Below are 23,594 nucleotides of genomic sequence, written 5' to 3'. Positions count from 1 at the left end.
AGATGCCGACGGTCTACGATTTCACCGCCAAATCGCTCGCCGGCGAGGACATGCCGCTGCGGGATTTCGAGGGGCAGGTGCTGCTGATCGTGAACACCGCGAGCGCCTGCGGGTTCACGCCGCAATACAAGGGCCTGCAGGAGCTGCACGCCGGATTGTCGCCGCGCGGCTTTGCCGTGCTCGGCTTTCCCTGCAACCAGTTCGGTGCGCAGGAGCCGGGCGATGCCAAACAGATCGCGGCGTTCTGCGAGACTAACTATGCCGTGACGTTTCCGATGTTCGCCAAGATCGACGTCAATGGCTCAGGTGCGCATCCATTGTACGAACACCTGAAACGTGAGAAGTCGGGCCTGCTCGGACCGGCGATCAAATGGAACTTCACCAAGTTTCTGGTCGATCGCGCCGGCAAGGTCGTGGCGCGGCATGCGCCGACCGCCCGGCCCGAAGGATTGAAGAAGGAAATCGAGGCGCTGCTATGAGCGACGACACCACCAACGACCAATTCCCCGACCGCCTCTCGGTCGATCCGAACAGCCCGTACTACAATGCGGAGATTCTGGCGCGCGACGTCGGCATCCGCTTCAAGGGCGCCGAGAAGACCAATGTCGAGGAGTACTGCATCAGCGAGGGCTGGGTACGCGTCACCGCCGGCAATGCCAAGGACCGTTACGGCAATCCGCTGACCATCAAGGTGCATGGGCCGGTCGAGCCGTATTTCCGGGATAAGAAGTAACCACCATCATTCCGGGGCACGCGAGACGTGAACCCGGAATCTCGAGATTCCGGGTTCGATGCTTCGCATCGCTCCGGAATGACGTGCCCCGACAACTCCGAAAGCTCAACCATGTCCGTCCGCATCGTCGACGTCCGCGAGGTGACGAAGCCGATCTCCTCGCCGATCCGCAACGCCTATATCGACTTCACCAAGATGACCTCGAGCCTCGTTGCCGTGGTCACCGATGTGGTGCGCGACGGCCGGCGGGTGGTCGGCTACGGCTTCAATTCCAACGGCCGTTACGGGCAGGGTGGTCTGATCCGCGAGCGCTTCGCGCCGCGCCTCCTGGAAGCCGACCCGAAATCGCTGCTCGATGCCTCAGGCGACAATCTCGATCCGGACAAGGTCTGGTCGACGCTGATGTCGAACGAGAAGCCGGGCGGCCATGGCGAGCGCTCGGTCGCGGTCGGTACCATCGACATGGCGGTGTGGGACGCGGTGGCGAAGATCGCGGGCAAGCCGCTGTTCCGGCTGCTTGCCGAGCGCCACGGTGTGAGCGCCAATCCGCGCGTCTTCGTCTACGCCGCAGGCGGCTATTATTATCCGGGCAAGGACCTCGGCGCGCTGCGGAAGGAGATGCGCGGCTATCTCGACCGCGGCTACAACGTCGTGAAGATGAAGATCGGCGGCGCGCCGCTCACTGAGGACCGCGAGCGCATCGAGGCGGTGCTGGAGGAAATCGGCAGCAGCGCGCAGCTTGCCGTCGACGCCAACGGCCGCTTCGACCTGGAAACCGCGATCGCCTACGCCAAGATGCTGCGGGAGTATCCACTGTTCTGGTACGAGGAGGCCGGCGACCCGCTCGACTATGCGCTGCAGTCCGCCTTAGCTGAATTCTATCCCCGGGCGATGGCGACCGGCGAGAACCTGTTCAGCCACCAGGATGCGCGCAACCTGATCCGCTACGGCGGCATGCGGCCGGACCGCGACTGGCTGCAATTCGACTGCGCGCTGTCCTATGGGCTGTGCGAGGATCAGCGCACGCTCGAGGTGCTGAAGACCCACGGCTGGTCGCCGAGCCGCTGCATCCCGCATGGCGGCCACCAGATGTCGCTCAACATCGCGGCCGGCCTCGGACTCGGCGGCAATGAAAGCTATCCCGACCTGTTCCAGCCCTATGGCGGTTTCCCCGACGGCGTCCGCGTCGAGAACGGCCACATCGTGATGCCGGACCTCCCCGGCATCGGGTTCGAGGGCAAGTCGGATCTCTACAAGGAAATGAAGGCGCTGGCCGATTAGCTGGTACCCATCCGGCCAGCCCGGTGGGTGGGCCGGCTGTAAAAATGATTTGAGCATTGCTCAATATAAGATTGAACGTTGCTCACGTTCCGATATACTTATGGGGGGAGAGGCGCCTCGTCCGGAACCGGGAAGGCGTCGGAACCGGCCATGAGGAACAACCGCATGCCATATTCAGCGAAGAGTCTTCGGGAAGCTGCCGATGCCGGGGTGATCAGCGCGGCTGATCTGGACCGGCTGCTCGCCTTCCTGTCCAGCCATGAGGGGCAGGGCGCCACTGGCGATGCCAGCCCGGTCGCCAGGTTCGATGCCGCCCACGTGCTCTGGTATGCCGGCGCCCTGATCGTGATCGGCGCCATGGGCCTGTTCTCGACCCTGGCGTTCACCCAGATGGGGGGACGAGCGCTCACGGCCTGCGCAATCGCCTATGCCGCCGCTTTCGCCGTGGCCGGTCACCACCTCTGGGTCGGCAAGAATCTGCGGGTTCCCGGCGGCCTGCTGATCGCGATCGCCGTCTCGATGGCGCCGCTCGCGGTCTATGGCATCCAGGATGAACTCGGCTGGTGGGGCAAGTTCGGCAAGCCCGGAACCGTGCAGGACTTCTACGTCTGGGTGAAGGGCAGCTGGATCTTCATGGAACTCGCGACCGTCGCCGCCGGCATCGTCGCGCTGCGCTATTTCCGCTTCGCCTTCATCGTCGCGATCATCGCGTTTGCGCTGTGGTTCATGTCGATGGACTTGGCGCCATGGTTCAGCGGCACGGCCCATGCCGACTTCGAGACGCAGCGCCGCGTGTCGGTCTGGTTCGGTCTTGCCGTCCTCGCGGTGGCCTGGATCGTGGACTATCGCAGCCGCAACGGTGACTTCGCGTTCTGGCTGCATCTGTTCGGCCTGATGGCGTTCTGGGGCGGCATCTCTGCGTCCTCGAGCTCGACCGAACTGGGCAAGGCGATCTACTGCCTGCTCAATGTCGGCCTCGTCGTGATCGCCGTGATCCTGATGCGGCGCGCCTATGCGGTGTTCGGCGCGTTCGGCATCTGCCTCTATCTCGGACATCTTGCCGACGTCGTGTTCAAGGACTCGCTGTGGTTTCCCTTCTCGCTGTCGCTGATCGGCATTGCCGTGATCGCCGCGGGCCTGCTCTACCATCGCAACGAGCGCGCGATCACGGCCTGGATCGACACGCATCTGCCGGCGGGACTGCGGCCGCGCTCGGCAATCGCGTGACGACGACGGCCCATCAAGAAGCCGCTTAGAACCGATACAATCTGGAATTACTACAAGAAGGGCGGCGCGCAAGCGCCGCTCTTCGTTTCCCGGCGCAAATCCGGAAGCCGACCGAAACCATTTGCATCCCTGACTTTTCCAGCCCTGCGCTCGCCGTGCGCGGCACCTGCGCGCTTTCGTCACGACTTTATTCCGACATCACGCAAAAATTTTCCCGGGCTCATCGTCTGGACGCACAACGCCTCACGTCTCTAGAGGACGGCGCATCGCCTTCCCGCAAGGCGCGAGTTGCTTGGGGACGACGTCATGACATCAAGACCACATAAAAATCGTCGCGTCGCTTGGCTTGCGAAGCTGGCGCTGCTCACGGCAAGCTATCTCGCGCTGAGCGTTCCGCTCGCAACGTCACCTGCGCGGGCGCAGTCGACGCCCCCGCAAGGCGGCGCCTCGTCGTTGCCGCCGGTGACCGTCACCGCGCCCGCCGCGCAACGCCACCGCACTTTGCCGTCTACGTCACGCAACACCGCCGCTGCCCGCGGCCGCCGCACCCGGACGGCACGGCGGATCGAGCCTGCGGCCGCGCCGAAGCCTTTCACGGAGTCGCAGGATGCCCGCACCGGCACGTCGGGCTATTTCGCCAACAGCACACAGGTTGCGACCCGAACCAACACCGCGATCGTCAACATTCCGCAGTCGCTGAGCGTCGTGACGCGGGAGCAGATCCGCGACCAGAACTACCAGGGCGTCACCGACGTCACCCGCTACGTTCCCGGCGTCGCGGTGCATCAGGGCGAAGGCAATCGCGATGAGCTCGTGATCCGCGGCGTCGATTCCAGCGCCAACTTCTTCGTCAACGGCTTCCGCGACGACGTGCAGTACTTCCGCGACATGTACAACGCCCAAAGCATCGAGGTGCTGAAGGGGCCGAGCGCGCTGACCTTCGGCCGCGGCGCCAGCGGCGGCCTGCTCAACCGCACGCTGAAAGAGGCCGACGGCAACCGCGTCTACGAGGCGACGGCGCAGACCGGCTCGTGGGGCGATCGCCGTGTCACCCTCGATGCCGGACAGGCGATCAACGAGAACGTCGCGGCGAGGCTCAACGTGTTCTACGAGGGCGCCGACGCGTTCCGCGACTTCAACCATCTCGAGCGCTACGGCATCAACCCGACGGTGACGCTGAAGCCGGACGATAATACCAAGATCAAGCTGAGCTACGAGTATTTCCACGACGCGCGCACGGCCGACCGCGGCAATCCTTCGCAAGGTGTGCCCGGCGGCGCGACCCGCTTCAACCCGACGGCGCCGTTTGCGCCGAACGGCGACTTCTCGACATTCTTCGGCAGCCCGAGCCTAAACACTGCGCAGGCGACGGTGCAGACCGGCATGGCTATCATCGAGCACGATTTCGAGAACGGGCTGACGGTGCGCAACGGCACCATCGCGGCCGACTACCAGAAATTCTACCAGAACGTCTATCCGACCGGCGGCGCGCTCACCGGCGCGGTCAACCCGGCGGACACCGCGGTCAATCTCGGCGCCTATCAGCACACGACCAACCGCGACAACGTCTTCAACCAGACCGATTTCGCCTACAAGACCTGGACCGGCCCGCTGTTCCACACCGTCGGTTTCGGCACCGCGTTCGGCCGCCAGAGCGGCGTCGACATCCGCAACACCGGCGTATTCCCTGATGGCACCAACACCATCGTGCAGAACCCGTTCGCCCCGACCTATTTCGGCGCGGTGACGTTCATCCACCACTTCACCGGCACCAACACCGACGGCGTCACCACGCCCGACTCGAACAGCCGTTATGCGCTGAACATCCAGTCCGGCTATGTCAGGGACACCATCGAGATCTCCCGCGCCGTGCAGATCATCGCCGGCGCGCGTTTCGATCGCTTCGACATGTCGGCGACCGACATGAACACCAACACCATTCGCGGCCGCGTCGACAATCTGGTGTCGCCGCAGGGCGCCCTGATCATCAAGCCGATCGAGCAGATGTCGGTCTATACCGCCTACAGCATCTCCTATCTGCCGGCGTCCGGCGACCAGTTCGGCTCGCTGACCGACGGCACGCTGATCCTGCAGCCGCAGCGCTTCGAGAATGTCGAGCTCGGCATGAAGTGGAACATCAATCCGAAGCTGCTGTTCTCGACCGCGGTCTACAATCTGAACCGCACCAACCAGCCGATCCCTGACGGCAACAATCCCGGCTTCTTCTTTCCCTCCGGCAGCACGCTCACGCGCGGCGTCGAGGCGAGCCTGACCGGCCATGTCACCGAGCAGTGGCAGTCGTCGCTGGCCTATGCCTATACCGACGCGAAGATCACCGGCGCGACCTCGGCCACCGTCGTGCCCGGCAACCGCGTCCAGCTCGTGCCGTATAATCAGTTTGCCTGGTGGAACAAGTATCAGTTCACGCCGATGTGGGCGGCCGCGCTCGGCGTGATCTATTTCGGCGATTCGTTCGCCTCGTCCGACGACACCGTGCGGCTGCCAAGCTTCGTCCGCTTCGATGCGGCGGTCTATGCCAGGATCGACGAGACCTGGAGCGCCCAGCTCAACGTCGAGAACATCTTCGACAAGGGCTATTGGGCCTCCGCCGACGGCAACAACAACATCTCGCCGGGACAGGGCCGCACGGTGCGGTTGACGGCGCGGGCGAGGTTTTAGGCGTCGAGCGTTCGAGGCCGGAGCGATGATTAGCCGTCATTGCGAGCGAAGCGAAGCAATCCATTGTCCCGCAGTGGCGCGATGGATTGCTTCGTCGCTTGCGCTCCTCGCAATGACGGGGAGGGAGCTGAGCGGCGGTCTACCCGAGCCGCATATCCAGCAGCCGGCGGCCTTCGCCCTTCAACAGCTTCTTCACCGCGCTCGAGGCAATCACCTCGCCATTGTTGGCATAGGCCTCGTGGTTCTTCTCGATGTCGTCGAGCCGGTAGAGGTAGTTGACCATGACGCCGGCGGATTCGCGCAGGCCCTTGGGCGAGAGGTCGCCGAGCCAGTTGATCCGCTCCAGCCGCGCACCGTTGCCGAGGTGGAAGCGCGCGACCGAATCGATCAACCGGCCCTTCGGCGTGCGCGCCTTCAGGAAGTAGTAGGCGGCGAGCGGCTCCAGCACGGCGCGCAATTGCGTGGCGAGCTCGGCGTTCTCGGGCCAGCCGGGCTTGCCGAGATTTTCCAGCAGCTGGCGGTCCTCATCTGACAGCGGCACGTCGTCGGCCTGCTTGACCCACTGCATGAAGCCCGGCACCGGCGACAGCGTCACGAAGGTGTCGAGCTTGGGCAGTTCGCGGCGCAGCTCCTCGACCACCTGCTTGATCAGGAAGCTGCCGAACGAGATGCCGCCGAGGCCGCGCTGGGTGTTGGAGATCGAATAGAACACCGCGGTGCGGGCCTTCTCGACCGGCACCGGCTCGCGCTCTTCCGCAAGCAGCGGCGCGATCGCGCCCGGGATGGCTTCGGTGAGCGCGACCTCGACGAAGATCAGCGGCTCGTCGGCCAGCGCCGGGTGGAAGAATGCGTAGCAGCGGCGGTCGACCGGATCGATGCGGCGGCGCAAATCGTCCCAATCGCGGATCTCGTGCACCGCCTCATAGCGGATGATCTTCTCCAGAATATTGGCCGGCGACGACCAGTCTATCCTGCGCAGCACGAGGAATCCCCTGTTGAACCAGGACGAGAGCAGATGCACCACGTCGCGATCGAGCGCGGCAAGGTCCTTGTTGCCCTTCATCAATGAAAGCAGATCGGAGCGGATCGACACCAGCTCGCCGGTGCCGCCGGGCGCGCGATTGAGCCGGCGGATCAATTCCTGGCGGCGCGGCTCGGAGGCGAAATGCAGGTCGCTGGCGTCCTCGCCATTGGCTTTGGTGCGCCAGCTCTCGATCGCCTGCGCCAGCCTGGCGTGGTCGGGGCCGAAATCGCGGGCCAGCGTCTGGAAGAACGACAGGCGGCCGGCGGCGTCGAGGTGGTGGTAGCGGTCGAGCACTTCGCGCGCCATCGCGGTACCGGAGGCTTCGCCGCGGCCGGACAGCAGCGCCTCGCACAATTCCAGAAGCTCGGAGGCATCCTGCCTGTCGTTGGCCGGGCTGGCGCGGCCGAGCAGGACGCGGCCGCGTTCGGAAATCGTCGAGAGCAAGTCGGAGAAAAAGGCGTTGGCCATGGGCAGGTCGTATCCAGCGGGTCGCATCCAGTGAAGCCGGACCTTACACGGGATTTAAGGTCGGCAGGAATGCAATCAAGCGCATGGATCGTACGGAAATATGTCGCAACGCGACAGCGGTATAATTCGCCTTATCATTCGTCTTGGCTGCGCCCGGTGACAAATCCCGTTCACGTTTTCTCCGCGAACGCGGTCGGTGTCTTGCCGGTGACCTGGCGGAATGCATGGGAGAATGCCGGCACGCTGGCATAGCCGAGGTCGGAGGCGACCTGCTTGACCGAAACGTTGGCGCTGGTCGACAGCCGCTCGATTGCCGCCGCGATGCGGGCGCGCTGGCACCAACTCTTGAAGGAGAGTTGCGTCTCCGCCGCGAACAGCCGCGACAGTGTGCGCGCCGAGGTGCCGACCGTGCGCGCCAGCGCATCGATCTCGTGATCCCTGGTCGGATCGGCCAGCACGATGTCGGCAGCGCGGCGGCAGCGCGGCTCCTGCGGCAGCGGGATGAAGGTCGCGGAATCCTCGGCCTGGTGCAATTCCAGCATCACCAGCCTGATCAGCAGGTCGGTGCGCTCGCGTCCGCAGGATACGTCGAACAGCGCAAGGATCGCCTGGTGCACCAGCGGCGAGACCCGCACCACGAATTCATGGCCGAGGCTGTCGCTGCGCTTTTCGCGCGCGAGCCAGGCCTGGTCGAAATACAGCGTGCGCATCTCGATGTCGGCGAGCACGTCGATCGCATGCGGGAGCAGGGCAGGGACCCACACCGCGCGGTCCGGCGGCACCAGCCAGCGGCCCTTCGGCGTGGTCACCTGCATGGTGCCGCTGGCGGCATAGACCAGCTGCGCCTCGCGGTGCATGTGGGGATCGAGCCGGATGCCCTTCTGGTAGCTGCGCGCGACCATGTGCACGCCGTCGCCGGTGACGCGCCGGTCGTTGTGGAGGGCTCTGATTGGCGGCTCAGCGATAGTCATTGGCGACATCCCGTCAGGACAAGCACCTATAACCTATTTCCGAGCAATTGAAGAATCGCCTGAAAGACGTGCCCATGAATGGTCCAAAGAACAGTCCGAGCCGGGTGATCGGCTTCGTCAACGCCGGCCATTTCATCGACCATTACGCGATGCTGATCTTCGCCGCCGCGGTCATCATCATGGGCCCGGCGCTCGGCATGGCCTATTCGGAGCTGCTGCCCTATGCGACGCCGGGCTTCATCGCCTTCGGCGCCGGCTCGCTGATCACCGGCTGGCTCGGCGACCGCTGGAGCCGCCGCCACATGATGGTGATCTTCTTCGTCGGCATCGGCCTCTCGATGATCTCGGTCGGCTTCGTGCAGACGCCGCTGCAACTCGGCGCCGCGTTGCTTGCGATCGGCATCTTCGCCTCGATCTATCATCCGGTCGGCACCGCGATGATCGTGTCCTACGCCGAGAAGCTCGGCGCCCAGATGGGGATCAACGGCGTCTGGGGCAATCTCGGCGTCGCCTCGTCGGCGCTGGTCACCGGCGTGATCGGCCAGTATCTCGGCTGGCGCTGGGCCTTCATCGTGCCCGGCACGGTCACCGTGCTGATCGGCATCGCCTTTGCGATGACGGTGGTGCATGAGGATCGCAAGGGCTCCAAGCAGGCGGCGGCACAGGTGCGCGTCGCCAAGGAGGACATGTGGCGGGTGGTGCTGTCGCTGCTGATCGTGGTGATCGCGATCTCGACCACGTTCAACGCGGTGACGGTGGCGCTGCCGAAACTGTTCGCCGAACGGCTCGCCGATCTGACCAAGAGCCCGGCGCTGCTCGGCGTGATCGCCGCCGGAGTCTATGTGTTCGGCGCGATGACGCAGTACACGATCGGCAAGCTGCTCGACAAACATTCACTGAAGACGGTGGCGCTGCCGCTGTCGTTCATGCTGGCGCCGTTCCTCTATCTCGCAGCGAGCCTGTCCAACTTGCCGCTGATCGTGGTCTCGATCGGCATCGTGATGGGCGCGTTCGGCCAGGTGACGGTGAACGATGCGATGGTCGGCAAATACACCACCGAGGAATGGCGCTCGCGCGCCTATGCGGTGCGCTATTTCGTCGGCTTCACCGCGGCGGGCGCCTCCGTCGGCCTGGTGGCCTGGCTGTATGACCAGGGCGGCTTCTCGATGATGCTGCGCGCGTTCGCGGCGCTGTGCCTGCTGGCAATCGCAGCCGCGATCATCCTGCCGCGCGAGATTCGCAGCCCTGTCACGCAGACGGGCTGACCTGCTGACCGTTTGCCGCAGCAACGCGAGCTGAAATAGGCCAAAGTGCCATCCGCCACGAGCGGATGGCGCTTTTTCGCGCATTGCACAATGGCGTCACAAACTTTGTTCGGACCGGGTGGTGTGATACGCTCCACATGGGTCGCAGGGCCCGGGCGCCGGTTGCGCCGATCACTGCCATTTGTGGTTTGTGGAGCAGCCGACGCCATGGGCGAAATTCGCGACTTCAGATCCGGCAAGCCGGGCAGGCCACCGCCCGGCGAAGCGATGCCGCGGCGGCTCGCGGCGATCGTGGTCGGCGATATTGCCGGCTACAGCCGGCTGATGCAGCTCGATGAAGAGGGCACGCATACGCGCGTCAAGCGGATCGAGCGTGATCTCGTCGAGCCCACCATCACAGAGCACCACGGCAAGCTGGTCAAGACCACCGGCGACGGCTTCATCGCGATCTTCGACAGTCCGGTCGAAGCGGTCCGCTGCAGCATCGTGATCCAGCAAAACATGGTCGGCCGCAACGCGGCGATCGCCAGGGATCACTGGATCGAATACCGGATCGGCGTCAATCTCGGCGACGTCATCATCGAAGCCGACGATATCTACGGCGACGGCGTCAATGTCGCCTCGCGCCTGGAAGGGATTGCCGCGCCGGGGGAGGTATTCATTTCGGGCGGCATCTACGAGCAGATCAAGCACAAGATGGTCTGCGGCTACGAATCGCTCGGCGACAAGAAAGTGAAGAACATCACCGATCCGATCCGGGTCTACCGCGTGCTGCCGGACGCCGCCGCCTACCAGAGGACGCGCCGGCGCCGCGAGTCCATCCTGCTCACGCTGCTCGGACTGGCGGTCGCGACCATCGCGGGCGGCGTGTTGTGGTACCTGCTTGCGCAACCGCGCAGCAAGCTGGCCGAATTGGCGCAGGCGCCCCCGGCACCGGCGGCGTCGCCTGCCGTGCAGCAGCCGGCGCCGGCGCCGAGCCAGAGTTCAAGTCCGGTCCCGGCGGCACCGGCGCAGCAAGCATTGCCGCAACCCGCGCCTGCCGCGAGCCCGGCACCGGACGTGCCGGAGCCCGAGATGGTTTCGCTCAAGGGCGGCAGCTTCTCGATGGGCAGCAATGACGACCCGTCGGAGCGGCCGATCCGCAAGGTGACGGTCAAGCCGTTCGCGATGGGCAAATTCCCGGTCACCGTCCGGGAGTGGAATGCATGCGCGGCGGCCAAGGCCTGCGGCTTCACGGCCAGCGGCAAGGATGACGTTCCGGTCACCAATGTGAGCTGGAGCGATGCGAAGCAATATGTCGCCTGGCTTGCCGAGCTGACGAAGAAGCCCTATCGGCTTCCGAGCGAAGCCGAATGGGAATACGCGGCGCGCGGCGGAACCCAATCGAAATACTGGTGGGGCGATCAGGTGCAGCCGGGCCACGTCGGCTGCAAGGATTGCGGCGGCGACGCTTCGGCCGAACAACCGGTGAAGGTCGGCAGCTTCAGGCCGAATCCGTTCGGGCTCTACGACATGGGCGGCGGGGTCGATCAATGGGTCGAGGATTGCTGGCACAGGAATTACCAGGGTGCACCGGACGACGGTGCGGTCTGGACCGGAGGCGACTGCGGTTCCCATGTCATTCGCTCCGGCTCCTGGAAGAACGACGCACGCTATGTGCGCCCGGCCAATCGCGACAATTACGACACCAATGTTCGTTATCCGACCCACGGTTTCCGGATCGCGCTGTCTCCCTGAGCGATCATCCGCAATCGCCGGGTTTCATGGAGGGGCTATGAGACGTGCACGCCTGATCATGCTCGCCGCGGCACTGACATTGCTCGCTGCTCCTGCCGTCGCGCAAAACAAGCCGGCGGGCAAGGACACCAAGCTGTACTTTATCTGGCCGCACAACGGCGCGACGCTCAGGGGATCGTTCGTGTGCCGCTTTGGGCTGCGCAACATGGGCGTCACCCATGCCGGCGACGAGTTTCCAAACAGCGGCCACCACCATCTTCTGGTCGACGTCGACGAGCCGCTCAATCCGAATGAGCCGATCCCGTCGGACAAGTCCCATCTGCATTTCGGTGCCGGCCAGACTGAGACGCAGCTCGATCTGGCGCCCGGCAAGCATACCTTGCAGCTCGTGCTGGGCGACGCCAAGCATTATCCATTCAATCCACCCGTCGTCTCCGAAAAGATCACCATCCGGGTCAAATAGGCCGATACGGATAGCTCCCTTGCGCGAAGCACAGCTTGCGCAAGGCGGCCTCGTGCGGTTTGTTGCGCGCCGCCGGGCGCAAGAGCCGGCGTGGAGGGCATCCGATGTTGTCTCGATTGCTGCGTCTGGCTGGCCTTGTTCTGGGAGTGATAGTGATGGCCACATCAGCCAATGCCGACGCCTTGACGGATCAGATCGCGCCGACCGGAAAGCTCCGGGTCGCGATCGCAATCAGCCCGGCAGGCGGCGCATTCTGGTCGACCAAGAGCGAGAAGGGCTATGCCGGCGTTCCCGTCGATCTCGGCAAGGCGATGGCCGCGCAGCTCGGCGTCCCCGTCGAATACGTCGTGCACCAGAATTCCGGGCAGATCACCGACGCTGCGGCGAAGAACACCTGGGATGTCACCTTCCTGCCGAAGGATCCCGAGCGCGAAACGAAGATGACGTTCGGGCCGATCTACGAGGTCGCCGACGCCACCTATATCGTGAGACCAGGCTCGAAGATCACGAATTTCGCCAGCCTCGACCAGGATGGCGTCAAGGTCGCCGCCGTCAACAACACCACGACCATGCGTGGCGCGATCGCGCATCTCAAGCACGCCAAGGTCACCGGCTATCAGACCTATGACGAGATTTTCCATCTCCTGGAGAACGGCGAGGTGGACGCCTTCGCGCTGTCGCGCGACCAGCTCATGGCGATGGCGAAGAAGATTCCGGGCACGTGCGTGCTGGACGAGACCTTCAAGCAGACCGTGACTGCGGTCGCGGTGCCGCTCGACCATCCGCTCGCGGCTGCCTTCGTCACCAAATTCATGACGGACGCGATCGCCAACGGCACGCTGCGCAAGGCTTACGACAATAACGGCCTGAAGGACGCGCCGGTTCGTACCGAGGTGAAGTAGACCGCATCGGCCGCGCCGTGCGCGCGGCGACGTTCGCGCCGCGGCCCCTGCCGGGCCACGCGGCGGCCTGGGCGACATCTGTGCAAGCTGCATAAATCGGCGCCACCATCCCGGCCGGTTCCGGCGCCGGTCATCTAAGTAATTGTATTGAAATGATTTTCTTCCCCGACGCCAGCGCCTCCAGTTGGCATATCCATTGCTTTTGATTGCATCAGTCAATGACGACTGCCGTCCTCCGGATTGCCGAAGCCAGTGCTGGCCGAGGCGAGGGGATCAAGGCGCCCGGCCCGGGTGCCTCGAGCAATCGTTGCATCCCCATCTCCCCCGGACGGACGAGCATTTCCACCAACCCGCGTCGCTTCCGGCAGGCAACCGGCGCGGCCGAATTGCGCAAGGGGAATTTACGAATGGCCTATCTCGCACCGTCCGAATTCGTCACCAAGATGGTGGATGCCGGTGAATCCAAGATCTTCATGTCGACGCGCGACACCGTGATCCGCGCCTACATGGCCGGCGCGATCCTCGCGCTGGCAGCCTGGTTCGCGGTCACGATCAACGTCAACACGGGGCAGCCGATCGTCGGCGCGCTGCTGTTTCCGGTCGGCTTCGTGATGCTCTATCTGCTGGGCTTCGACCTCTTGACCGGCGTGTTCGTGCTGTCGCCGCTCGCGCTGCTCGACAAGCGGCCCGGCGTCACGCTCGGCGGCGTGCTGCGCAACTGGGGCCTCGTCTTCATCGGCAATTTCGCCGGCGCGCTGACGGTTGCCTTCATGATGGCGTTCGTCACGACCTTCGGCTTCACGCAGGAGCCTGACAAGGTCGGCATGACCATCGGAAACGTCGGCGAGGCGCGAACGCTGGGCTATGCGGCGCATGGCGCGGCCGGCATGGCCACGCTGTTCATTCGCGGCATGCTCTGCAACTGGATGGTCTCGACCGGCGTCGTTGGCGCCATGATCTCCACGACGGTGCCCGGCAAGGTCATCGCGATGTGGATGCCGATCCTGGTGTTCTTCTACATGGTGTTCGAGCATTCGGTGGTGAACATGTTCCTGTTTCCGTCGGGACTGATGCTCCATGCCAAGTTCTCGATCATGGACTATCTGATCTGGAACGAGATCCCGACCGTGCTCGGAAACCTCGCCGGCGGCCTCGCCTTCACCGGGCTGACGCTCTACACCACGCATGTGAAGACGGCGCCGAAGCGCCAGCGCCTGGCGGCTTGATCCTGGCCGGCTTGTGGGGCTCTCCTGTCACGGAGGGCCCCATTCGCTTTGGGACGGTCGATGCCGCGCACGCTGAAAATATCGGTCGGGCAATTCTCTGATCAGGGCCGCAAGGACACCAATCAGGATTTCCACGGCGCGCTGATCCCTGACGAGCCGCTACTCGGCCTGAAGGGGATCGCTGTGGTGCTCGCCGACGGCATCTCCTCGAGCAGCGTCAGCCGCATTGCCGCGGAGTCCGCGGTCAAGAGCTTCCTCACCGACTACTACTGCACCTCGGAATCCTGGTCGGTGAAGAGCTCGGCGCAGCGGGTGCTGGAGGCGACCAATTCCTGGCTGCATGCGCAGACCCGGCGCAGCCAGAACCCCTACGACAAGGACAAGGGTTATGTCTGCACGCTGAGCGCGCTGGTGATCCGGTCGACCACGGCGCACCTGTTCCATGTCGGGGACAGCAGGATCTACCGCGTCGCCGGCAACAGTCTCGAGCAGCTGACCAACGACCACCGCGTCGTGATCTCGTCACAGCAGAGCTATCTCGGCCGCGCGCTCGGCGTGAACCCGCAGCTCGAGATCGACTACCAGAATCTCCCGCTCGAGCGCGGCGATACCTTCCTGCTGGTGACCGACGGCGTCTACGAACACGTCCCGGCGCGGCAACTGGCGAAGACGATCAGGGACGGCGCCGCCGACCTCGATGCGGCCGCGAAGTCGCTCGTCGAACAGGCCTATGAGAACGGCAGCCCGGACAATCTCACCGCGCAGATCATCCGGATCGACGAACTGCCTGACGGCGATGCCAGGGAGGTGTTCGGCCAGCCGACCGAGCTGCCGCTGCCGCCGCTGCTCGATGCACGGATGCTGTTCGACGGTTATCGCATCGTGCGCGAGCTGCATGCCTCGCACCGCAGCCACATCTATCTCGCTGTTGACGAGGAGAGCGGCACCACGGTCACGATCAAGATCCCCTCAATCGACCTGCGCGACGACGGCGCCTATCTGAAGCGCTTTGTGATGGAGGAGTGGGTCGCCAAGCGGATCGACAGTCCGCATGTGCTGAAGCCATATCTGCCGCAGCGCAAGCGCAACTTCCTCTATGTCGCGATGGAGTATATCGACGGCCAGACGCTGACACAGTGGATAACAGACAATCCTACGCCCTCGCTCGAGACGGTGCGCGACATCACCGAGCAGATCGCCAAGGGCCTGCGCGCGTTCCACCGCAAGGAGATGCTGCACCAGGACGTCAGGCCCGACAACATCATGATCGACAGCACCGGAACGGTGAAGATCATCGATTTCGGCTCGACCCGGATCGCGGGCGTCGCCGAGGCGGTGCCGGCGGGCGTCGAGGACATCCTGGGCACCCAGCAATATACCGCCCCGGAGTATTTCCTCGGCGAGGGGGGCTCGGCGCGCTCCGACCTGTTCTCGCTTGGGGTCGTCACCTATCAGATGCTGACGGGGCGCTTGCCCTACGGCGCGCAGATCGCGCGCGCCCGCACCCGATCCGATTTCAACCGGCTGGTCTATCGTCCGGCCGCGCATGGCGGCCGCGACATCCCGAGCTGGGTCGACGGTACGCTGGAGCGCGCCGTGCAGATCAATCCGCTCAAGCGCTATGACAGCTTTTCCGAGTTCCTGTTCGACCTGCGCAATCCCAACGCAAGGTACCTGACGACGTCATCGACCCCGCTGATCGAACGCAACCCGGTGCTGTTCTGGAAGTCGACCACGCTGCTGCTGGCGCTCGTCGTGGTGCTGTTGCTGGCCTATGGCGCGCATCATTTGCGGTAGGGAGTGCGACGACCCACCCCGTCATCCTGAGGAGCGCGTAGCGCGTCTCGAAGGATGCACGGCCCGGCTGGTGGCCGATTCATCCTTCGAGGCTCGCCCAGCGGCGCAATAGCGCCGCAAGGCTCGCACCTCAGGATGACGGGGAACGAGTTGGAGTAGGTGCCTAATGCGTGGCGCCCGCCGCAATCGGATCCAGCCCGCTCTTGACCAGCGCGTCGCGCGCATCTGATGAGGCGAGGAAGCTGATCAGCGCCTTGCCGGCGTCGGGCTCCTTCGAGACGGTCGCGATCCCGGCTGAAAACACCGTGATCTTCTGCAGCGGCTCCGGCAGCGGGCCGACGATGTCGATGCCGCTAACGGGCTTCAGCTCGGAGATCTGCTGCAGGCCGATCTCGGCCTCACCCTTGGCCACGATCTCGCCGACCGGAGTTGCCGGGATCATCCGCGCCTTGTCCTTCATCTGGTCGGCAATGCCGAGCTTGCCGAACATCTCGGTCGAGACATAGACCCCGCTGGCGCTGTCGGAATAGGCGACCGATTTCGCCGCCAGCAGCGCCTGCTTGACGCTGTCGGCCGAGCTGATGTCCGGCTTCGGCGCACCGGCCTTGACCGCAATGCCGATCGGCGACTTCACGAGGTCGACGCGGCTGTCGGTCACCACCTTGCCCTGCTTGATCAGGTCGCCCAGCGCGTAGCCGACCATGATCAGCACGTCGGCGGGCTCGCCGCGCGCGAGCCGCACCGGAATGGCGTTCGTGGTCGTCCCCATCGACGGCCCGAAGGCGGTCACCACCTTGTTGCCGGTCTTGCGCTCGAACTCCGGCACCAGCGCCTTGTAGGCCGCCGTCAGCCCGCCCGAGATCATGACATGGACTTCCGCGGCCGACGCGGCTGACGTGAAGGCGAGAGCGCCGATGACGGCGAACGTGAGGGCACGAAAGGCGATGGCTGATCGCATGAAGTTTCTCCCTGGACGATTCTTGGGAACGGGGTCGTCGTGGCCTGGGAGACTATAGCTCGGGAAGAGGCGTGACTAGGGACGTGCCGCCGTCATTGCGCGGAGCGAAGCGACGAGGCAATCCATCTAACCCCGGGTGGAGACATGGATTGCTTCGCTTCGCTCGCAATGACGGCAGAGGATGCGCGCCCTCACGAATTCACATGCACGAAATCACGCAGCAGCGGATAGATCTCATTGTTCCAGCGCTTGCCGGAGAACACGCCGTAATGGCCGACGCCGGCCTGCATGTGGTGCACCTTGCGATAGGTGCGCACGCCGGTGCAGAGGTCCTGGGCGGCGAGCGTCTGGCCGATCGAGCAGATGTCGTCCTTCTCGCCTTCCACCGTCATCAGGCCCATGCGCCGGATCGCCGCCGGGTTCACCGGGCGGCCGCGATGCATCAGCATGCCCTGCGGCAACAGATGCTCCTGGAAAACGTCGCGCACGGTCTCGATGTAGAACTCCGCCGGCAGATCCATCACGGCGAAATACTCGTCGTAGAAAGTCTTGATCACCTCGGCCTTGTCGGTCTCGCCCTTGGCGAGATGGTCGGCGAGATCGATGTGCTGCTTGATGTGGCGCTCCAGATTCATCGAGACGAACGCCGTGAGCTGCACGAAGCCGGGATAGACCTGACGCAGCGCGCCCTTGCACTGCACCGGCACGTAGTTGATCAGATTGTCCTCGAACCATTTGATCGGCTTGCTCTTGGCGAACTGGTTCACCTTGGTCGGCTGAATCCGCGTGTCGATCGGCCCGGCCATCAAGGTCAGCGACGCCGGCCGCGCCGGATGATTGTCCTCCGACATGATCGCGGCGGCGGCCAGCGCCGAGACCGAGGGCTGGCAGATCGCCACCATATGCGCGCGCGGGCCGAGCTGGCCGAGGAAGTCGATCAGATGGTCGGTGTAGTCCTCGAGCCCGAAGCGGCCTTCCTTGCGCGGGATGTCACGCGGATTGTGCCAGTCGGTGATGTAGACGTCGTGGTCCTGCAGCAGCGTCTTCACGGTGCCGCGCAGCAGCGTCGCGAAATGGCCGGACATCGGGGCCACAAGCAGCAGCCGCGGCTGCTCCGGGCCGTCCACCTTCCTGAAATGCAGCAGCGAGCCGAACGGCGTCGCATAGGCGACCTCCTCGGTCACCTCCACTTCCCTGTTGCCGACGGTGACGCTGCCGATGCCGTAGTCCGGCCGGGCGTAGGTCAGGGTGGAGCGCGAGATCAGCTCGAGCGCGGCGGCGAGCCGGCCGAACGTCCGGTCGGAGGCCCCCCGGGGCGCCAGATTGAGATAGCGCAAAGCCGCCGCGGCGCCGGTCCGCCACGGCGCCGTGAGGTCCATATGGTTCTGATAGGCCTGGTACATCATCGACATCATACGCATCCACCCGGTGGCCCGGTCTGCCAAGCAATATCGAGGCCAGAGGCTGGCCCGCTGCCCGGCAAATTGGCACGTGGCTTGCTGCGAAAATGACCGGCTCCGGGGGAGCGGCGGTTGGACCGGCGCGCGGCGTCCGGCAGCGAAACCGGTTTTCGGGCGTGAGGGACTGATATGGCGAAGGCGACACTCACCATCAGCAGCAAGAACTATTCGTCCTGGTCGCTGCGTGGCTGGCTGCTGGCGAAATTGGCCGGGCTGGAGTTCGAGGAGGTGGTCACCGCGCCCGATGACCCCTCGGCGCGCGCCGAGTTGCTGCTGCTGTCGTCGTCGATCCTGGTGCCGTGTCTGCGCCACGAGGGCGCGACCGTCTGGGATACGCTGGCGATCGGCGAGTATCTCAACGAGATCATGCCGCAGGCCGGGCTGCTGCCGGACGACCGGATTCAGCGCGCGCACTGCCGCTCGATCTCGGGCGAAATCCATTCCGGCTTCACCACGCTGCGATCGTCGCTGCCGGTCAATCTCAAGGGCCATTTTCCCGGATTCAAGATCTGGTCGCGGGCGCAGGCCGACATCGACCGCGTCTGCACCATCTGGCGCGATTGCCTCGGCAAGTCCGGCGGGCCGTTCCTGTTCGGCGAGCGCCGCACCATGGCGGATGCGATGTATGCGCCCGTCGTGACCCGCTTCATGACCTATGACGTGAAGCTCGACCCGCTTCTCGCGGCCTATGCCAGCACCATCATGGCGATGCCCGAGATGCAGGAATGGATCGAGGCCGCGAAGGCGGAGCCTGCCGACGTCGAGGAGCTCGAGGTCGAATATTAGGCAAGCCGCGCAGCCGGCCTGACTGCGCCGGCGGCTCAAGCTCCAGGCAAGACTTGCTCAATTGACGTGCCGTCCGCGTCTGCCATCGGGCGCTGCGACTGATCGAGCGCGGCGCGCGCCGAAGGCAAATATGCGCCTCGCGCCAAATGCTTCCGCCGCGATATCGGCGCGTGGCGGGACCGATCGCCGCAGCGTGGCCGGGCTGGCAAGGATTTCGCATAGCAATATTCGAGCTGTGACCGCGACGATGCGACGCTGCCGAAAATTTGGACGCTGAGCCCCCGCCGCGATCTCGCGAACACGAGAACCGTGGAGGCTTGAAATGAACCAGCACGCCGTCGTCAGCAAATTCTCCCACGTCAAACCCGGTGACACCGAGTTCAAGGGTGGAGGTCTGCGCGACTTCTTCCTGTATCGCGATCTTGGCATTGCCGATGCCACCGGCGGGCAGGTGATCTGCCACCTCGTCAAGGCCAATCCCGACCTGCCGCCAGAACACGGCACCGGCTGGCACAAGCATTTGTGCGATTTTCAAATCGTCATCATGACCAAGGGCTGGGCGCGCTTCATGTACGAGGACAAGGAGACGCTGGTCGAAGCCGGCGACGTCATCCACCAGCGGCCCGGCATCACGCACTACCTGTTCGATTACTCGAAGGACATGGAATACCTCGAGATCGTCAGCCCCGCCGATTTCAAGACGGTGGACGTGCCGCCGGCGACCGAGACGGTGCCGCCGATCACCCCGTGGAAATGATCGCCAAGGCGGATTGGAGAGGAGGGATTGCAAATGTCGTCTGCGGAGGAATTAACCTTTGTCGTCGGCCGCTGGCTGCGGCCGATTATCATGCTTCTGCATGTGGTGCGCCGTATCGGGCAGATCGCCACATCTAGCCGTGAACAACGGAGTACGTCACTCAATCAGTGATTCGGACGCGGTTCGTTCCATCCGCGTTCCAAATCTTAAAGCACGTCGCATGCGCGTCGCGTTTTGAGACAGCGCATGCACATGACCGGAAGGATCATGTGCAGGAGCTGCGGCTTGCGGCCTCAGGCCATGCCCGGTTGCTTTTCGCGCGGCTTGCGCCAGGCGATGACGTTGGCTTCCAGCGCGCCACCTGTCGTGTCATTGCGCCACTGACCGTCGACGAAGCGGCAGGCGAACGGCAGCTGATACGTTCCGCTATGATCCTCACAAAGCACTTCCACGCGCTGTTCCGGCGAAGGTTCGCCATTGCCATCGAATTGCGCCAGCCGTTTTTCGCGCGTTGCCATGCGATCTGTCTCCACTGCCCAAGGTCGAGCCAAAAGGGGTCGAACCAAACAAGTTCCGAAGGCCCCCGTCCCCACGAGTAGTCCCCGTAATGGGTGAAGCACACCGCTCGAATGCGGTTTCAGTGTGGTATGTCTGCCCAGCTTTCAGCGTCGCGAGCACAAAACTGTGAATGACGCATGTGATTGGGGATGCCGATGATCGCTCGTTTCGCTCTTGTCCTGCTCATGCCGCTTGCGCTCGGCGTCGCCGGAACCGCGCATGCACAGGACGTTCCCGGCATCGAGATCTGCACCGTCGAGAAGACGATGGAGCGGCGCACCAGCTGCCTGCAGAGCAACGTCGATTTCCTGCAGAAGACGATCACCAAGCTGACAACGGATCATCAGCAGAAGCTCGACGCCGCCAACCGGCAGATCGCGAGCTTGCAGAATGCGGTGGCAAGCTTGCAGAAGCTCGTCACCGACTTGCAGGCGGCGCAGCTCAAGCTGACCGAGGATCTGAAGAAGAAAGCCGACGCGCCGGCGGCGAAGGATGCCGCGCCTGCGGCAAAGGACGCGACGAAGTAGCACACCGTCATTGCGAGGAGCGAAGCGACGAAGCAATCCACCTCACAACGAGCGGAGGGATGGATTGCTTTGCGGAGCCTGTCATCGGGCGCGCGTTCGCGCGACCCGTTGGCTCGCAATGACGCGGAAAGAGCCGGGGCTCTTCACGCCACCCGATATTTCTCCATCACGTCGCGATCCGGCTCGTAGCCGAGCCCGGGGCCCTGCGGCACGGCGACATGGCCATGGGCGTCGACAGCGATCCGGTCGCCCCACAGACAGGCAGGTCGCTTCATGAAGAACACCTCGATCAGCCCGGCGTCACGGATCGCCATCAGATGCAGCGTGGCGAGAAAGCCCGGGCCGAAATAGGGCGAGTGCGGAATGACCTGAACGCCGAACTCGTCAGCGAGCACGGCGACCCTCAGGAATTCGGTGACGCCCCCGACCTTGATCACCGACGGCTGCGCGTGGCTGACTGCGCCCGCGGTCATCATCTGGCGGAATTGATGTACGGTGCAGGCGTTCTCGCCGGCCGCGATATCGAGCCGGCCTTCTCGCCGCACTTCCGCGAGCGTCGCAAAATCCTCCGGCGGCCAGACCGGCTCCTCCAGGAACATCGGCGCGGCCTGCTTGCAGTCGCGGGCGAACTGGATCGCCGCCGGCCCGTCCAGCGGGCAGTTCATGTCCACCATCAGCGGCACGGTGGGACCGATCGCCTCACGCGCGGCAGCGACTGCGGGCACGGTCGTCTCGTGCAGCTTGATCGCGGCATAGCCAAGCTTGATCGCCTTCTTGCATTCGGCGGCGATGTGCGCCGGATTGCCGATCCGCATCAGGCTCGCATAGGCCGGAATCGTGCTGCGCTTGGCACCCCCGATCAATTGATGCAGCGGCACGCCCTGCACCTTGCCGGCGAGATCCCATAGCGCGATGTCGAGCGCCGAGATCGCAAACATCGTGATGCCGTAGCGGCCGAACAGATGCAGATTGCGCTGGATCTGCTCCATCGCGGCGGGAATGCGGGCGGCGTCCGGCACCTCGAGGCCGCGTGCCTGCGGGGCGATCATCTCGGCCACGGCAGCGCAGCTGGTCTTCGGGCAGACATAGGCGAAGGCATCGCCCCAGCCGGTCAGGCCGGCATCGGTCGACACCTCGACCAGCACCATGTCGAGCGCGGAGATTGCGGACGCGCCCTGGCGGAAGCTCGCGGGCCCGGCATCATAGGGAATGCGGATATGGTGAGCGCGGACGTCGGTGATTTTCATTGTTGTTGTCCTTCCGATCGCAGGATGCAGCTGGAGCCGGTGAGGCCGGACATCGCAGCCTGGACGGCGTTGCTGCGGCTCGCCCGGGTTCCAGCCAATCGCAGGTCTTGGTTGTAAAGCCTTGCTTGTGACGAGTCTTGCTCGTGAATCGTGTCGAAGACGTGGATGCCCGGCGTAGCGCCGGGCATCACGAACGCGGAAATTGTGGAGAAGGCCGTTACGAGCTCTTCTCGCCGCTCATGACGGGGCCGAAGCGCTCCCAGCTCTCGCCCTTGAAGCGCATCATCTGCAACTGCTCGATCGGTGCGTAGTCGTCCGGCCCGGTCTTGATCTTGGTGCCGGGCAGGTAGATGCCGATCTCGAAGTTGAGGCTGGCCGCCTGCTTCATCAGGTTCTCGCGGGTGAGGTTGTCGCCGCATTGCCGCAACACCTGCTCGAGCCCCTTGGCGACGCCGTAACCGAACACGGTCGAGGCATCGTTCTGGTCGCCCTCGGGATACCACTTGGTCATGAACGCGCGCCACTCGTTCATGGCCGGATCGTTCTTCCACTCGTGATCGGCGGGATCCTTCAGATACTGGGTCGACAGGATGTCCTGGCTCGCCTCGTAGCCGGCCGGCTTCATCACACCGCCAATCGAGACCGAGACGTTGGTGAGAAACTGGACCGGATGCCAGTCGAGCTCGGCGGCCTTCTTGATCGCCTGCGCCGCGAATTTCGGCGTCGCGATGTTGACGAAGATGTCTGGGTTGGCGCCCTTGATCTGCACGATCTGAGAATCCACGGTCGGCGACGAGGTCTCGTAGGAGGATTCGACGACGATCAGTTTCTTGGCCGCATCGCCGAGCCCGTCATGCAGGCCGATCAGATAATCCTTGCCGAAGTCGTCGTTCTGGTAGAGCACGCCGATGGTCTTGCCGGGATATTTCTGCAGGATGTATTTGGCATAGATGCGCGCCTCGACCTGGTAGCTCGGCTGCCAGCCCATGGTCCACGGAAAGTTCTTCGGATCGTTCCACTTGGCGGCGCCGGTCGAGACGAACAGCTGCGGCACCTTCTTGGCGTTCATGTATTTCTGGATCGCGGTATTGCCAGGCGTGCCCAGCGGATTGAAGACCAGGAGCACCTCGTCGCTCTCGACCAGCTTGCGGGCCTGCTCGACCATCTTCGGCGGTGAGTAGGCATCATCGTAGGAGATGAAGTTGACCTTGCGGCCATTGATGCCGCCCTCGCTGTTGAGCTTGTTGAAATAGGCCGCTTCCGTCTTGCCGATCGTGGCGTAAGCGGATGCCGGGCCCGAATAGGGCATGATGTTGCCGACCTTGATCTCGGTGTCGGTTGCGCCCGGATCGTATTTCTTCTGGGCGTTGGCTGCGCCGGCGACGGTGATCGTCAAAAGTCCGGCAAGCGCCGCTGATGCGACGCAGTTGGCATAGCTCAGGCGGTGGTGGTGCATCATTGTCCTCCCTGACATGCTGGCCGCGGCTCGTGCAGTCTTGATTTTCGGGCAGCTTGATGAGCCGTCGGA

At 64.2% G+C, this 23,594-nt stretch carries 21 protein-coding genes; 14 read left to right on the top strand and 7 right to left on the bottom strand.

Features of this window, described 5'->3' with window-relative positions; all coding sequences use genetic code 11:
• The first annotated feature begins 2 nt into the window (after positions 1–2).
• From CK489_RS38165 to CK489_RS38145, 5 genes are all read left to right on the top strand, one after another.
• A complete protein-coding gene (locus tag CK489_RS38165; RefSeq protein ID WP_050629998.1) occupies positions 3–479 on the top strand; it encodes a glutathione peroxidase in 477 nt (158 codons plus the stop codon).
• Positions 476–733 carry a DUF3297 family protein gene (locus CK489_RS38160; protein WP_050629997.1) on the top strand — a complete coding sequence of 86 codons (258 nt, stop codon included), beginning with the start codon at positions 476–478 and terminating at the stop codon, positions 731–733. Before CK489_RS38165 ends, CK489_RS38160 begins: the two co-directional genes overlap by 4 nt.
• A gap of 111 nt (positions 734–844) precedes the next feature.
• Complete coding sequence (locus CK489_RS38155; RefSeq protein WP_095735941.1) at positions 845–2,014, top strand: mandelate racemase/muconate lactonizing enzyme family protein; 1,170 nt, start codon at positions 845–847, stop codon at positions 2,012–2,014.
• Between the two features lie 165 nt (positions 2,015–2,179).
• Positions 2,180–3,241, top strand: coding sequence for a hypothetical protein (locus CK489_RS38150; RefSeq protein WP_095736067.1), 1,062 nt, complete (start codon positions 2,180–2,182; stop codon positions 3,239–3,241).
• A 306-nt stretch (positions 3,242–3,547) separates the two neighbouring features.
• Positions 3,548–5,920, top strand: a complete 2,373-nt coding sequence (locus CK489_RS38145; protein WP_095736066.1) for a TonB-dependent receptor — start codon at positions 3,548–3,550, stop codon at positions 5,918–5,920.
• 139 nt (positions 5,921–6,059) lie between these two features.
• On the opposite strand, the gene CK489_RS38140 is transcribed toward CK489_RS38145, so the two are convergent.
• Both CK489_RS38140 and CK489_RS38135 read right to left on the bottom strand, forming a co-directional pair.
• Entirely contained in the window at positions 6,060–7,412 is a 1,353-nt protein-coding gene (locus CK489_RS38140; protein ID WP_095735940.1) for a malonyl-CoA decarboxylase, read from the bottom strand.
• A gap of 170 nt (positions 7,413–7,582) precedes the next feature.
• Positions 7,583–8,383, bottom strand: a complete 801-nt coding sequence (locus CK489_RS38135; RefSeq protein WP_198961126.1) for an AraC family transcriptional regulator — start codon at positions 8,381–8,383, stop codon at positions 7,583–7,585.
• Between the two features lie 74 nt (positions 8,384–8,457).
• Between CK489_RS38135 and CK489_RS38130 the strand changes: the two genes are divergently transcribed.
• From CK489_RS38130 to CK489_RS38105, 6 genes are all read left to right on the top strand, one after another.
• Complete coding sequence (locus CK489_RS38130; protein WP_095735938.1) at positions 8,458–9,648, top strand: MFS transporter; 1,191 nt, start codon at positions 8,458–8,460, stop codon at positions 9,646–9,648.
• 207 nt (positions 9,649–9,855) lie between these two features.
• A complete protein-coding gene (locus CK489_RS38125; RefSeq protein WP_095735937.1) occupies positions 9,856–11,385 on the top strand; it encodes an SUMF1/EgtB/PvdO family nonheme iron enzyme in 1,530 nt (509 codons plus the stop codon).
• Positions 11,386–11,422: 37 nt separating this feature from the next.
• Positions 11,423–11,848 (top strand): DUF4399 domain-containing protein, encoded by a 426-nt coding sequence (locus CK489_RS38120; protein WP_050629992.1) that lies wholly within the window; start codon positions 11,423–11,425, stop codon positions 11,846–11,848.
• Positions 11,849–12,003: 155 nt separating this feature from the next.
• Entirely contained in the window at positions 12,004–12,750 is a 747-nt protein-coding gene (locus tag CK489_RS38115) for a transporter substrate-binding domain-containing protein (RefSeq protein WP_050629991.1), read from the top strand.
• Between the two features lie 407 nt (positions 12,751–13,157).
• Positions 13,158–13,976, top strand: coding sequence for a formate/nitrite transporter family protein (locus CK489_RS38110; protein WP_050629990.1), 819 nt, complete (start codon positions 13,158–13,160; stop codon positions 13,974–13,976).
• A 60-nt stretch (positions 13,977–14,036) separates the two neighbouring features.
• A complete protein-coding gene (locus tag CK489_RS38105) occupies positions 14,037–15,773 on the top strand; it encodes a bifunctional protein-serine/threonine kinase/phosphatase (RefSeq protein WP_095735936.1) in 1,737 nt (578 codons plus the stop codon).
• Between the two features lie 163 nt (positions 15,774–15,936).
• On the opposite strand, the gene CK489_RS38100 is transcribed toward CK489_RS38105, so the two are convergent.
• Both CK489_RS38100 and CK489_RS38095 read right to left on the bottom strand, forming a co-directional pair.
• The gene (locus tag CK489_RS38100; protein ID WP_095735935.1) at positions 15,937–16,731 is read right to left on the bottom strand and encodes a substrate-binding domain-containing protein; all 795 of its coding nucleotides are present in this window, start codon (positions 16,729–16,731) and stop codon (positions 15,937–15,939) included.
• Between the two features lie 191 nt (positions 16,732–16,922).
• Positions 16,923–18,146, bottom strand: coding sequence for a polyhydroxyalkanoate depolymerase (locus tag CK489_RS38095; protein WP_094194138.1), 1,224 nt, complete (start codon positions 18,144–18,146; stop codon positions 16,923–16,925).
• Between the two features lie 174 nt (positions 18,147–18,320).
• Here CK489_RS38095 and CK489_RS38090 point away from each other — a divergent pair, with 174 nt between their 5' ends.
• Both CK489_RS38090 and CK489_RS38085 read left to right on the top strand, forming a co-directional pair.
• Positions 18,321–18,977: a glutathione S-transferase gene (locus CK489_RS38090; protein WP_095735934.1), complete on the top strand. Its 657-nt coding sequence runs from the start codon at positions 18,321–18,323 to the stop codon at positions 18,975–18,977.
• Positions 18,978–19,299: 322 nt separating this feature from the next.
• The gene (locus tag CK489_RS38085; protein WP_050629986.1) at positions 19,300–19,734 is read left to right on the top strand and encodes a cupin domain-containing protein; all 435 of its coding nucleotides are present in this window, start codon (positions 19,300–19,302) and stop codon (positions 19,732–19,734) included.
• Positions 19,735–20,027: 293 nt separating this feature from the next.
• Here CK489_RS38085 and CK489_RS38080 read toward each other — a convergent pair whose 3' ends face one another.
• A complete protein-coding gene (locus CK489_RS38080; protein WP_050629985.1) occupies positions 20,028–20,252 on the bottom strand; it encodes a hypothetical protein in 225 nt (74 codons plus the stop codon).
• A gap of 195 nt (positions 20,253–20,447) precedes the next feature.
• Between CK489_RS38080 and CK489_RS38075 the strand changes: the two genes are divergently transcribed.
• Entirely contained in the window at positions 20,448–20,819 is a 372-nt protein-coding gene (locus CK489_RS38075) for a hypothetical protein (RefSeq protein WP_095736065.1), read from the top strand.
• Between the two features lie 143 nt (positions 20,820–20,962).
• Here the strand turns inward: CK489_RS38075 and CK489_RS38070 are convergent, their stop codons facing one another.
• Together CK489_RS38070 and CK489_RS38060 are read right to left on the bottom strand one after the other, a co-directional pair.
• The gene (locus tag CK489_RS38070; protein WP_095735933.1) at positions 20,963–22,066 is read right to left on the bottom strand and encodes a mandelate racemase/muconate lactonizing enzyme family protein; all 1,104 of its coding nucleotides are present in this window, start codon (positions 22,064–22,066) and stop codon (positions 20,963–20,965) included.
• A gap of 217 nt (positions 22,067–22,283) precedes the next feature.
• Positions 22,284–23,525, bottom strand: a complete 1,242-nt coding sequence (locus CK489_RS38060; RefSeq protein WP_095735932.1) for an ABC transporter substrate-binding protein — start codon at positions 23,523–23,525, stop codon at positions 22,284–22,286.
• Between the last annotated feature and the right edge of the window lie 69 nt (positions 23,526–23,594).

Origin of the sequence: Bradyrhizobium sp. UFLA03-84 (assembly GCF_002289535.1) — a bacterium.
In the GTDB taxonomy this organism is placed as follows: Bacteria; Pseudomonadota; Alphaproteobacteria; order Rhizobiales; family Xanthobacteraceae; genus Bradyrhizobium; species Bradyrhizobium viridifuturi.
Note: the sequence above shows the minus strand (reverse complement) of the source record. Positions and strands in the feature narration are given on the sequence as shown.